Source organism: Victivallis vadensis (assembly GCF_003096415.1).
Taxonomy (GTDB): Bacteria; Verrucomicrobiota; Lentisphaeria; order Victivallales; family Victivallaceae; genus Victivallis; species Victivallis vadensis.
Genome location: NZ_QEKH01000034.1, coordinates 13,533 through 26,656, shown reverse-complemented (window position 1 = coordinate 26,656; position 13,124 = coordinate 13,533). Strand labels below are relative to the sequence as shown.

At 47.0% G+C, this 13,124-nt stretch carries 11 protein-coding genes; all 11 read left to right on the top strand.

Translation table 11 applies throughout. The features are described 5' to 3' along the window. Position 1: 1 nt before the first annotated feature. Genes C8D82_RS16905 through C8D82_RS16850 form a run of 11 tightly spaced genes read left to right on the top strand, consistent with a single transcriptional unit; the run spans position 2 to position 13,120 of the window. Positions 2 to 1,264, top strand: coding sequence for a hypothetical protein (locus C8D82_RS16905; RefSeq protein ID WP_116885472.1), 1,263 nt, complete (start codon positions 2 to 4; stop codon positions 1,262 to 1,264). Positions 1,265 to 1,304: 40 nt separating this feature from the next. Then, positions 1,305 to 2,465: a non-hydrolyzing UDP-N-acetylglucosamine 2-epimerase gene (gene wecB, locus C8D82_RS16900; RefSeq protein WP_116885471.1), complete on the top strand. Its 1,161-nt coding sequence runs from the start codon at positions 1,305 to 1,307 to the stop codon at positions 2,463 to 2,465. After that, positions 2,462 to 3,643 carry a Coenzyme F420 hydrogenase/dehydrogenase, beta subunit C-terminal domain gene (locus C8D82_RS16895; RefSeq protein ID WP_116885470.1) on the top strand — a complete coding sequence of 394 codons (1,182 nt, stop codon included), beginning with the start codon at positions 2,462 to 2,464 and terminating at the stop codon, positions 3,641 to 3,643. Before wecB (C8D82_RS16900) ends, C8D82_RS16895 begins: the two co-directional genes overlap by 4 nt. Positions 3,644 to 3,675: 32 nt before the next feature. Further along, a complete protein-coding gene (locus C8D82_RS20820) occupies positions 3,676 to 4,752 on the top strand; it encodes a glycosyltransferase family protein (RefSeq protein WP_133245253.1) in 1,077 nt (358 codons plus the stop codon). Between the two features lie 60 nt (positions 4,753 to 4,812). After that, positions 4,813 to 6,228: a hypothetical protein gene (locus C8D82_RS16880; RefSeq protein WP_133245252.1), complete on the top strand. Its 1,416-nt coding sequence runs from the start codon at positions 4,813 to 4,815 to the stop codon at positions 6,226 to 6,228. Further along, positions 6,225 to 7,505, top strand: a complete 1,281-nt coding sequence (locus C8D82_RS16875) for a lipopolysaccharide biosynthesis protein (RefSeq protein ID WP_116885466.1) — start codon at positions 6,225 to 6,227, stop codon at positions 7,503 to 7,505. Before C8D82_RS16880 ends, C8D82_RS16875 begins: the two co-directional genes overlap by 4 nt. Continuing rightward, on the top strand, positions 7,502 to 8,581 hold the full coding sequence (locus C8D82_RS16870; protein ID WP_116885465.1) for a polysaccharide pyruvyl transferase family protein: 1,080 nt from the start codon (positions 7,502 to 7,504) through the stop codon (positions 8,579 to 8,581). Before C8D82_RS16875 ends, C8D82_RS16870 begins: the two co-directional genes overlap by 4 nt. A gap of 36 nt (positions 8,582 to 8,617) precedes the next feature. Then, on the top strand, positions 8,618 to 9,643 hold the full coding sequence (locus C8D82_RS16865; protein WP_116885464.1) for a polysaccharide biosynthesis protein: 1,026 nt from the start codon (positions 8,618 to 8,620) through the stop codon (positions 9,641 to 9,643). After that, the gene (locus C8D82_RS16860; RefSeq protein WP_116885463.1) at positions 9,636 to 10,754 is read left to right on the top strand and encodes a polysaccharide biosynthesis C-terminal domain-containing protein; all 1,119 of its coding nucleotides are present in this window, start codon (positions 9,636 to 9,638) and stop codon (positions 10,752 to 10,754) included. The genes C8D82_RS16865 and C8D82_RS16860 overlap by 8 nt, the downstream gene beginning before the upstream one ends. 2 nt (positions 10,755 to 10,756) lie before the next feature. Then, on the top strand, positions 10,757 to 11,905 hold the full coding sequence (gene wecB, locus C8D82_RS16855) for a non-hydrolyzing UDP-N-acetylglucosamine 2-epimerase (RefSeq protein ID WP_116885462.1): 1,149 nt from the start codon (positions 10,757 to 10,759) through the stop codon (positions 11,903 to 11,905). Between the two features lie 3 nt (positions 11,906 to 11,908). Beyond that, entirely contained in the window at positions 11,909 to 13,120 is a 1,212-nt protein-coding gene (locus C8D82_RS16850) for a glycosyltransferase family 4 protein (protein ID WP_116885461.1), read from the top strand. Positions 13,121 to 13,124 lie beyond the last annotated feature (4 nt).

Genomic DNA, 13,124 nt, shown 5'->3' with positions numbered 1-13,124 from the left:
AATGCTTGAAACCCTGAACCGCATTTTCGGGGCCTGCTTCCCGCCGCTGGTAATACTGGGCTGGCTGGGAGCGGGGATTTTTCTATATACGGCATTCCGTTCCGGGGAGTGGCGGAAAAAGCTGACCGGAATGGAAGGCTTTCTGGCGCTGCTGCTGCTTTTCATGATGGCGAATCGGATTCCGAATCCGGCGGTCATCAGTTTCCGTTATGTAATCGGAATTGGCATCCTGACACTTTTCTGGTCGGTCTGGCTGCTTCACTGGAGCTGGCATAATTGCCCCACCCCGGTGCGGCGCTGGCGAGGGATGCTGTTGCTCGTGCTGGTCTTCGGCATCTGCCTCGGCGGCTTCCTGAAAGAGATCCGCCTGAGCAGGCGAACCAGAATGGAAACGGAACTTATACGATACTTCCGCTCTCTCCCATCGCCGCTTTCTGGCTCCCGATTGGTATTGTCTTCCGACAAGCGGATGTCCCGTGTTCTGTTTTCCGCTGAGCGACAGGGAACAAGTATCGATTTGCCGAAAGACGCTGCGGCGTGGATTAATTGCATCCAATGGTCAGCCCCCTATTACAAGCAGTTATTACTTGTTTACATTCAACAGGAGGACAAGTTTGGCCTCTTGCAGAAATTAAAAGCATCAGAACCCGCGCTGAAACAGGAATATCAGGGAAAATATTTTCAGATTTTTTCCATTTCCAGAAATGCTGCAAATACGAACAGGCAGAAAGGAATGGAAATGGTTTTGACGGATTGTTTTGAAATATTACGGAAAATTCCGGAAACACACCCGATGATGCATACCCTGCGGGAGAAGGGGGTAGGATTTGCACGACAGCCGTTATGGTTTCCTGCCGGCTGGGTTCCTAATGATGGTCGTGGTAATCGGGAAGAATTGGAACTGAGCGCCAACCGTACAGGCGAGAAAAGTAATGCCATTTATTTTTCCGGCCGCGGGAAGGGAATCGTTATTTCTGAATTACGACAGCCGGCAAACGGAATATATTGGGGTAGTCTTCGATTTCGAGGAACTCCGGGAAGCGAATTGAACGTTTATGCATATTGTTTCGACCAATCCGGCAGACTTGCTGATGCCGTATTAGTCAAAACATGTTACGGTTTGCGGTTCAATACCGTACAACAGGCAGTCTTTCTGCTGGATCGTTTCCCACCGGAAGTGGAAAAATTCATTTTTGCCATAGAATTTGCTGATGGTCAGATTGCGCTGGAGAATTTCAATATCGGGCGTGAATACCGGGATTGACTGGAATAATTGAAAATCGTTTTGGAAATATAAGGATATTATGAAAAAAATAATGCTGGTTTTTGGAACGCGGCCGGAAGCAATTAAAATGGCTCCGTTAGTAAAGGCTTTTCAGCAGCGTCCTGATTATTTTGATGTAAAGGTCTGTTCTACCGGGCAGCATCGTCAGATGCTGGATCAGGTTCTGAATTTGTTTGAACTTGAGCCTGATTATGATTTGAATATCATGCAGGCTAAACAGGATTTGTACGATGTTACCTCCAGAGTACTGTGCGGTTTGAAAGAGGTATTGCAGAAAGAGCGGCCGGATGTAGTTTTAGTACATGGCGACACTACTACTTCTTTTTCCGCAGCGTTGGCGGCATTTTATCAACGGATTCCGGTCGGGCATGTAGAAGCAGGGTTGCGGACGCACGATATCTACAGTCCGTGGCCGGAGGAGATGAACCGGCAACTCACAGGACGTATTGCCGAATACCATTTTGCCCCGACACCTCTGAGCCGTGACAATCTGCTCAAAGAAAATGTTGCGGATGAACGGATTTTCGTTACCGGAAACACCGTAATTGATGCTCTGCATTGGGTCGTTTCAAAAATTTCAAACTCGAAGGCCATGCAGCAGCAGTTAGCTGAAATTCTGAGAGTGGCCGGTTATCCAGTATCCCGGATAGAGGCGGGAAGACGCTTGGTGCTGATCACTGGCCACCGGCGGGAAAACTTCGGTGATGGTTTTCTGGCTATCTGCTCCGCGATAAAGACGTTGGTACAACGGCATGCAGATGTCGATTTCGTCTATCCGATGCACCTGAATCCCAATGTCCGGAAACCGATTCAGGAGGTATTCGGCAACAGGCCCCCGGAAAATATGTTTTTTATGGAGCCTTTAGATTATCTGCCTTTCGTCTATCTGATGGAGAAAAGCACTTTGGTATTGACCGATTCCGGCGGAATTCAGGAAGAGGCTCCCGGTTTGGGAAAACCGGTTCTGGTGATGCGGAATACAACGGAACGGCCGGAAGCTCTTCTGGCAGGTACAGTGAAATTGGTCGGCACTGATTTTGATAAAATTGTCGGCGAAACAACGGTTCTTCTGCAAAATCCGGAATATTATTCCTCTATGAGCAATGCCGTCAATCCTTATGGGGATGGCTTTGCGTGTGAACGGATTTTGCAAGTGTTGATCCATCAAACAGCAAAATGACAGCAGTGGGAAAAATTACAGAAATCTGCAGTGCAGATAAGTGTACCGGCTGTGGTGCATGCATTGCGAAATGTCCCCGACAGGCTGTGCGGTTGAAATTCGATCCGGAGCGATTGAGTCGGCGTACCGTGGTTGATGACAAACTTTGCATTCAATGTGGAATGTGTCGTCAAGCCTGTCCGGTTGTGACACCTCCATTCAGGAAAACTCCCGGACATGCCATCGCTCTGTGGTTACGGGATGTTCAGAAGGCGGCACGTTCCTCTTCCGGTGGCGCCGCTCAAGGCTTCACCGACTATGTTCTTGAACAAGGCGGTGTAGTTGTCGGTGCAGGTTTCACTGCTGATGGGAAGCTGGTTCATACGATTGCAGAAACCCGGGAGGTTGCGGCGAACTTCTGCGGGTCTAAATATGTTCAGAGCGATTTCAGTTCGGTTTACTCGACTGTGGAGAACCGATTGAAAGCGGGACGCACTGTTTTGGTTTTCGGAACTCCATGTCAAATTGCAGGATTATATGGCTTTCTTGGTCAGGAATATGACAAATTGCTGACGGTAGATCTGGTCTGCCATGGCGTACCGGTCTATGATCTCTTTGCAGACTACCTCCGGGAAATAATTGGATCAAGACATTATACACATGTTATGTTCCGTCAACGGAATGGTTATTGCTTTAAGCTCTTTGAGAAATCAAAGAGGTTATATTCCTGCGAAGGTACGCTGGATTGGTATTTATTGGCTTTCATGTACGGTTTGTCATTTCGTGTGAACTGTTATTCCTGTCCTTATGCCTGTCCGGAGCGAGTCGGGGATATCACGCTTGGCGACTTTTGGGGGATTGATTATTCCGCATTACCGGAATTGCCTCCCAATCGAGGAATTTCCCTGGCGCTGCTGCATACCGACAAAGGCCGGAAGTTATTCGAGGCGGTAAAGGAGAGATTTGTCTGGACCGAACGTCCTATCGAAGAGGCTGTTCGCGGGAATAATCAATTGCGTACGCCTTTTGCATTACATCCGGACCGCGCGGTTTTTCTGAAAGAATTGAAGGACAGGGGAATCCGCCGGGCAGCCGCCAGAACCTCCTTGAAAAAAATATATTATAAAAATTTAATGAAATTGCCGCTGAGAAAAATCTATCATTGGCTGTTGGATTTTCATTACAGCAAAATGAACTGAGAACTTCTGATACTTAAAGAAAAAAGGATATAATGGGTCGAGTCTGTTTTATTTCGCTGGATAACCTTTATTTGGTTCCATATCTGAAAAAATATCTGTCGTTTGTCGGCAAATATGATGTTATCTATTGGAATCGGAGCAATGTGGAGGAAAAAAGCGGCGCTGAAAATATTTATGCGTTTCATTGTGCTTCCGGAAATAAATTTCAAAAACTGCTCGGTTATGTAAGGTTCAGTTTTTTTGCGGCGGAAATACTGAAGAAAAATGACTACAGTCGGGTTGTCATCCTGCATACCCCATTGGCTGTGTTGATTGGGAAACTGCTATGCACACAGTATTCCGGGCGTTATCTACTGGACATCCGGGATTATTCTTATGAAAAATATCGCTGGTATCGGGAGTGGGAGAAAAAACTAGTAAATCATTCCGGCTTGAATGTCATATCTTCCAAAGGTTATTTGTCTTTTCTGCCGTCGGGAGAATATATTTCAGTGCATAATGATAATCCGATTGAACCATCGCTGATTGAATTATCCCGCCGAAATTTCTCAACTCGGAAACGACCGATTGTGATTTCAAATATCGGGTTAATTCGATTTCATCAGCAGAACAGAAAATTGATTTTAGCATTCCGGAATGATCCTCGTTTTCAACTTCGTTTTATTGGAAAAGGAGCTGATGAGCTGGCTGATTTTTGTAGAGAACAAAAGGTTGAAAACGTTCAGTTGACAGGTTACTTCGTTCCTGAAAAGTCAGTTGAATATTTTATGCAGAGCGATGTAATTTCCAATTTATACGGGAATCATATTCCCCTGTTGGATTATGCTCTCTCCAATAAATTGTATTACGCAGCCAAATTGTGCAAGCCTATTCTGGTCTGTCCGGATACCTATATGCAGAAAGCGTCTGTGGGATTTGGATATACCATGGACCTTGATAGCCAACATGTTGCTGACAATTTTTATTCTTATTATACGGCAATTGATAAAGAAAAACTGCAACGTGCCTGCGATGATTTTCTGGTAGAAGTTTTCAGGGAAAATGCAATTTTTGACCAGAAAGTTACAAACTTCTTGAATTCAGATGAATTTACTTCTGAATTGGTCTGAAAACGGCTTGTGCAGACTGCGTAATGGTTGTTGCAAACCGAGATATTTCATAATTGCACTATGCTGAAACGTCTGTTTATTTCCGGATATAATATTTCTGCTTTATTAGCAATATTGCTTTGTGCAACAGCCCCGGAGAATGACTATTATTTTTTACCATTTCTACCAATGGGAGCATTGGGGACAGCCAATATTCTTATCTTTCCTGCTTTGAAAAAATGCAACTCCATAACCGTGCTGATTTTCTTATTGGTCGTCATGGCCCGCTATGTTCTATTGCCAGTCTGCCTTAGTTTGTGGCCGGTATATCAATTCTCATATTATTATCCATTAAATAGAATGTATTTGTCAGCGGGATGTTTATTCCTGCTTTATGAATTGGTCATTGTATCAGTTTTCATTGCTTTTTTTATAAGAAGGATGAAGCCCCCGGAAATTCAACAGAAACAACGAGAGAAACTTGGCCCAACAGAAGGATACGGCATTTACATGCTGTTTGTATTGTTTGCTTTGGGAATCTGGTTTCTGTTTCCCCAAGCCCGGGAAAATTTGAATTTTGTTAAAATCGCTGCTCGAACGGGAGAGCGCTTCGGGGGACAGGAGTTCTCTACCTTGGAATACTTTCTCCGGCAGATCATTATTACCGGTCTAGGCTGTATGATGATTACCGGAACCTTGATGCTCAAACGAAAACGGGAAAGTTTTCTGGGGCTTAATCTGCTACTCGCGATCGCTTTTATCAATATTGCGACAATTGTGGGAGAGCAGAGATCAACTCAGGTATATAGTGCTTTCGCTTGTATTTTCTTGTTATGCAAAACCTTTCCGGAACACAGGCGATATATTTTCATCACTCTAACCGGGAGCGCATTGGGAATTCTGACTCTTCTGTCATTGTATAAACATCTGTATGTTTTTCAGATGGACTCTTATGGCAGTGCAATCGCTGAAACTGGTTTTAACGGCTACGAACTTACAAAAAATCTGGAACTGTATCTGCTTGGCCCCCTGACAATTGCCTCTGTTTTTGATTTTGCCGTGCAGTCTGAAGGCGTTTTTACAATACAACGTTTTTTGCTGGATTTATTGCGCCCTTTTATCGGAATCAGTTTTCTCGTGAAAGATTCTTCTCTTGATACAACTACGATATTATATAATTTGTTTGTCACAGATAACCGAGCTTCCAATGGTTTCCTATTGCCTATTTCCGGTCATTGTTTCTTATATTTCGGCTATTTGCTTGCTCCCGGCCTGATCTGTATTTGTTATTATTTGGCATTTCAGCTTGAAAGAATTTTGATCAATACGCGTTCTGTATTCATCGGCTTTTGGGGAAGCTATTTTTTCATTCGTCTGGCTTCCTGTATGGTTGCCTCCAATATTTATACTGTGATCACATCATTTTCCCTGGTCCTGATTTTTACTGCGGGAATCTATTGTGCACAAAGAGTATATGATCGCTGCAAATTGTTATGAAAACCTTGAACAACATCTGTAATCGCTTGAAGAAAAATAATTTTCTGAATGCCATTTTTGTTCTGAGTTCAGGATCAATTTGGGCTCAGGGAATTGTTTTTCTCTGTTCTTTAATTATCACCAGACTTTATCTGCCGGCAGATATCGGTTTCTTCACTTTCATTCTCTCCATTATCAATATCTTTTCCGGTGTCATCAATGGCCGATATGAAATATCCATTGTTTCAGCTTCCCGCAGAGGTGAAATCAAAGGACTGATTCAGCTTTCGTTTTTAATTGCCGTTATTGGAAGTATCTGTGTTACTCTTGGATTTTATCTTTATTTGCTTCTGTGGGGGAAGGACCGATCTTTACTTGCTTTGATATGGGTTTGCTTTTTTCTGCTGCTGATCAGCGGCGTGGTCAATATTCTCAATGCATACAACAACCGAGCGGAGGAGTATCGGATCATGGCGAGAGTTTATGTAATCCGGTCGGTGTTGCAAAATGTAATCATCATTGGTTGCGGCATATTTCACTGGGGAATTTGGGGACTTTTGTTAGGGCAGTTTTGCGGCCAGCTCGCTGGACTGAAAAAACAGTCTTCTTCTCTGTTGAAATCCGGAATTAAAATTTTTACGCCGGACCGACGGGCAATCCAGTATGCGTTTTGGAAACACAGTCGGCAGTTGACCTATTCCGCACCTGCGACCTTAATCAATGCTCTGGCTTATTCTGCAATCAGTATCTGTATCGGCAATACATACGGTATGACGATGCTGGGGTTATACGGTATTTCATTGCGTGTCCTCGGGTTGCCGCTTGCGGTTTTCAGCTCGAATATTGCGCGAGTTCATTATCGCGATGCCGTAAAGGAAATTGCTGCGGTACAGAATTATTTCCACTGTACAGTCAAAACTCTGATGTTAGCGTTGGCTGGAGTGGTTCCATTCACTATTGTGCTGATGGTATGTTCACCGATGCTGTTTGCAATTATTTTTGGAGAGGAGTGGCGGGAAGCGGGAATCTATGTACGTATTCTGGCGCCAATGTTCGGAATACGTTTTTTAGTCGGTACGGTCGGTTATGGTTTTATTCTGGCTTCCAGGCAACTGTTTGAATTGTTTTTTCAGATTCTGCTTTTTGGAGCTTTGATTGGTGGATCACTGTTGGTTCGCCCCTGCAATTGGAATATTAGTGTATTTCTGTTTTACATTTCAGTTGTGTATTCGGGTATATACTTGCTGGAGCTTTTAACAATCTTATTCATGTCGAAACGGAGATATCTTAAAAAATGAAAATTCTGTTGATTACTTTACATAGCCAGAATAATAATTTCGGCAGTGTACTGCAGGCTTATGCGCTGTACACCTATCTGGAGAAACAAGGTTATGAGGTGGAGGTCTTAGATTACAGGCCATTCTATTCAAATGGTATAACCAGTATTCGTCGTTTTTTCACCAAAATTGCAGCCAATATGCTTTTTTTGATTCCATATCTGATCAGAAGCAGACGATTTGAAACTTTCATTTCCACACAAAAACTGACCCGGCGTTATTCCTCTTATCGAGAACTGGAGGCAAAGCCCCCGGTTGCGGATGTGTTTTTGATTGGAAGCGACCAAGTATGGAATACTGAATATCACTGTGGTAACGATAACACATATTACCTGAAATTTGTTCATTCTCCCAATAAGTTGTCTTACGCCGCCAGCTTGGGGCGAAAGATAGAAAAAACGGCAGAACTTGTCAAACTTAAAAACAGATTGTCGGATTTCAAAGCAGTTTCCTTGCGGGAAGAAGTGTCGGTGCAGCAGTTGCAGGAAATCGGCATGACTCAGGCGCGTTATGTGCTTGATCCAGTTTTTCTACTGGATCGCGAACACTATCGGCAACTTGAGAGGCGCGTCAACGCTGAAAACTATATTCTCGCATATGTTATTCAGAAAGATCCTTTTATGGAAAAAGTCATTACGATGCTTGCTGCGCGTCTGCATAAAAAAGTAATTCAAATCGGTGGTTTCGCTAAAAAGTGTCAAGCCGATGAGATCGTCAGAACTGCAGGACCGGCGGAATTTCTCGCTTATGTGGCACAGGCGGATTTTGTGATCACCAGTTCGTTTCACGGTACTGCTTTTTCACTGATCTATCAGAAACAATTTGCTGTAGTCATGCCGCCAACTAATCGCTTACGAGTTGAAAACATCCTGAACAGTGCGGGGGTGTTGAAACGAGTTATCCACACTCCTGATGATTTGGCGATTGTAGACCAGGCTATCGATTATTCGGAAGTCCAACCCAATCTAAACAGACTGCGGGAAATGTCGAAACACTTCCTGAATGATGCTTTATCAGAATGTTGTGTGAATAAATAATTTTTATGATCAAGTAATTGAATAATGAGGTGAACGGTGTTCAAAGACAAAGTATTGTTGATTACGGGCGGAACGGGTTCATTCGGGAATGCTGTGCTGCGGCGTTTCCTGAATTCGGATATCCGGGAGGTGCGGATCTTCAGCCGTGACGAGAAAAAGCAGGACGACATGCGGCATGAGCTTCAAAATCCCAAAGTGAAGTTCTATATCGGCAACGTCCGCGACCGGCAGAGCGTCGACGGAGTGATGGACGGAGTTGACTATATTTTCCATGCGGCGGCGTTGAAACAGGTGCCGAGCTGCGAATTTTTCCCGCTGCAGGCGGTTCAGACCAATGTGCTCGGCACCAATAACGTACTGGAATCCGCCGTCGCCCACGGCGTAAAAAATATTGTGGTGCTTTCCACCGACAAAGCAGCCTATCCGATCAACGCGATGGGGATTTCCAAAGCGATGATGGAGAAAGTTGCGATCGCCAAAGGACGCGCACTGGGAAAGAGCGCGAAAACCACCGTCTGCTGTACCCGGTACGGCAATGTGATGGCATCGCGCGGTTCGGTAATTCCGCTGTGGGTGGAGCAGATCAAGGCCGGCAAACCGATTACGATCACCGATCCGAATATGACCCGTTTCATGATGACCCTCGATGACGCGGTGGATCTGGTGATCTACGCATGGCAGCATGGCGAAAACGGCGACCTTTTCGTACAGAAGGCTCCGGCGGCTACCCTGACCACCCTCGCAACGGCGCTCAAAGAACTTTACCACTCCGACACCGAGGTCAGGGTAATCGGCACGCGGCATGGGGAAAAACTCTATGAAACGCTGGTGACCCGCGAAGAGATGGCGCGTTCGGTGGATATGGACAACTATTTCCGAATTCCGTGCGATACCCGTGACCTGAATTACGACAAATTTTTCGTGGAAGGTTCGGAGGATGTCGCTAAAATCGAGGATTATCATTCACACAATACCCGCCGGCTGGATGTGGACGGCATGAAGCAACTGCTGCTGAAGTTGAATTTCATCCGCGAAGATATGGAGAAACTCGGTCATGCTTAAGGTCGGTATCACCGGGCAGCCCGGTTTTGTCGGCTCCCATCTCTACAACCTGCTGGGTACGGAGCCGGATATACAGCGGATTCCCTGCCGGGATGAGTTCTTTTCCGACGAAAAAGCCCTGCGGAACTTCGTAAAACAGTGTGACGTGATTGTGCATCTGGCGGCGATGAACCGTCATCCCGATCCGCAGGTGATCTACGACACCAATATCCGGCTGGTGAAACAGTTGATCGCGGCGATGGAGGCAGAGCAAGTCGCGCCTCATGTGCTTTTCTCCAGTTCGACCCAGGAGGAGCGCGACAATCTGTACGGCGCTTCCAAGCGGGAAGGCCGGCAACTGCTGGCGGAATGGGCTGAGCGTAACGGAGGAAAATTCACCGGCTGCGTGATTCCGAATGTATTCGGTCCTTTCGGGAAGCCGAATTACAACTCCGTGGTCGCCACCTTCTGTCACAAACTGACTCACGGCGAGGAGCCGGAAATTCAGGTTGATGGTTCAATCAGGCTGATCTATGTCGGCGATCTGTGCCGGGAGTTCATTAAAATCATGCGTACCGCGGAGACGGCGGTTCTCCGGCCGATCCCTTACGGCGCGGAGAGAAAAGTGTCGGAGCTGCTGGCGACCTTCCGCCGCTTCAAGGAACTCTACTTCGAGCAGGGCATCCTGCCGGAACTTCGTGACCGGTTCGAGGTGCAGTTGTTCAATACCTTCTGCGGCTATCTGGATTACAAAACTTTTTATCCATTCAGCCTGAAAAACAACACCGACGCGCGCGGTACTTTCGTGGAGCTGGTGAAACTGGACCATCTCGGCGGTCAGGTGTCGTTTTCAACGACCGTGCCGGGAGTGACCCGTGGAAATCATTACCACACCCGCAAAATCGAACGCTTCGCGGTCATCCGCGGCAAGGCCCGGATCGAACTGCGCCGAATCGGAACAACAGAAAAAATGGTGTTCGAGCTGGATGGCGACCATCCTGCCTTCGTGGATATGCCGGTCTGGCATACGCACAATATCACCAACATCGGGGATGATGAGCTGTACACCGTTTTCTGGATCAACGAATTTTACAATCCGGAGGACCCGGATACTTTTTTTGAGGAAGCCTGACCATGGAAAAATCCAAACTCAAAGTGATGTCGATCGTCGGAACCCGTCCGGAAATCATCCGGCTTGCGGCGGTCATCAAACTGCTGGAAGCCCATGTGGACCACAAGATGATCCACACCGGCCAGAACTACGATTACGAACTCAACCAGGTTTTCTTTGAGGAGCTGGAGCTGCGCAAGCCGGACTATTATCTGGGCGTGGACACCTCCAGCCTCGGCCATGTATTGGGTGAAACCCTGATCAAAGTGGAGGAGGTGTTCAACGCCGAGCAGCCTGACGCGGTGCTGATCCTCGGCGACACCAATGCCGCGATCGCCGGAATCATGGCCAAGCGCATGAAGATTCCGATTTTCCACATGGAAGCGGGCAACCGCTCCTTTGACCTGAACGTGCCGGAGGAGATCAACCGCCGGATCATCGATCACATCGCCGATTTCAATCTGGTCTACACCGAAAATTCCCGCCGTCACCTGCTTGCGGAGGGGTTGCCTCACCGCCATATCTACGTGACCGGCTCCCCGATGTACGAAGTGCTACACCAGTATATGGATAAAATCCGTTCCTCGAAAATCCTGGATACGCTCAAGCTGGAAAAGAACAGGTACTTCATCGTCAGCTGTCACCGCGAAGAAAACGTCGACTATCCGTCGAACCTGCGCAAGATCCTGACCATCCTGAACCGCCTCGCGGAAACCTATGACATGCCGGTCGTGGTTTCGACCCATCCGCGCACCCGCAAACGGATCGAAGCGTTGGAGGGCGTGGAGATTGATTCGCGCGTGCAGTTCCTGAAACCTTTCGGCTTCTTCGATTACAACGCCCTGCAACTGAATGCCAGATGTGCGATCAGCGATTCCGGCACGATCAGCGAGGAATCCAGCATGCTGAACTTCCCGGCGGTCACGATCCGGCAGGCGCTGGAGCGGCCGGAAGCGATGGATGCCGGCACGATCATCCTGACCGGGCTTGATCCGGAGATCGTGCTGGATTCAGTCCGGCTGGTGATCGATGAATTCGAGCAGAACGGCGGCAAATATGAGAAAATCTGTCCGGAATATCAGGTTCCGAACACTTCATGGCGCGTACTGAAGCTGATCCTCGGCACCGCCAGACTTTCCAACCGCTGGCGCGGTATTGAACTGAAAAAGTAAACGATGAGAACTCTCTTTTTCTTTACGGAATATTACGAGCCGGCACCAAACTCGACGGCCTATTTCCTGACGCGGATTATCGGCGTAGCACGAAGATTCCATGGAAAAATTCAGGTAATTTGTGCAACACCCGGCCCGCAGACTCCATCGGAAGATACCGAAAATTTCAGTGTCTTCCGAGTTGCGGTGGGACACGGAGATAAAAACAACCTGAAGCAAAGGATTCAGAAATTTCTAGTTATCTCCTGGCATTTTTTCCGGTTGGCCTTTCTGCATGTTCGCCGAAATGATGTGGTGTTTGCGGTCACCAACCCGGCATTTATCATTTTCATACTGGCGGTGTTGCGCTCTTTCCGGCGTTTCGAATATATTCTGCTGGCTTATGATATTTTCCCGGAAAATCTGGTGGCAGCCGGTTTGGCACGTCAGAAAAGTTTCCATTATCGCGTGGTCAAGAAAATCTTCGACTGGTCGTATAGCCGGGCTGACCGGGTGATCGTGATTGGCCGGGATATGGCGAACATCCTGAAAAACAAGGGAGTTGAAAACAGACGGCTCCTGCTCATTCCGAACTGGAGTGACTGTAGTCGGATTCAACCGACTTCACCACGGAACAATCCTTACTTGTGCCAGTTGGGAATTCAAAACAAAAAGGTTTTTTTATTTGCCGGAAATATTGGCAGAGTCCAGGGGATCAACAATCTTCTGACCGCAATCACATTGGTCAAAAGCAAACAGGCGGTCTTTCTGTTCATTGGTTCCGGCGCAATGGCTGACACTGTCCGTATGCAACAGGCAGAATCGCGGTATCATAATATCTACTATCTGGAACCTCTTCCGCTGGAAAAGCAGCCGGAGTTTCTGAATGCGTGCGATGTGGCAATTGTAACACTCGGCACCAATATGCTCGGTCTCGGAGTCCCCAGCAAAAGCTACTTCTCAATGGCGGCGGGTAAGCCTTTGCTCTATATCGGAGAGCATGATTCTGAAATCGCCCAGGTAATTGCAGAGGAACAATGCGGCTGGCAGGTCGAGCCTCATGAACCGGCCCGGCTTGCTGAACTCATTGATTTGATCTGTGCTCTGCCGGAAGAAAAACTGACTGCAGCAGGACAGGCGGCGCGAAGAACAGCAGAAAAACGTTTTTCCGAAACTGTAATTCAGAACCGATACGGAGAGCTTTTCACTTCACTTAACCATCAGGAGAAAAAATAGTTGT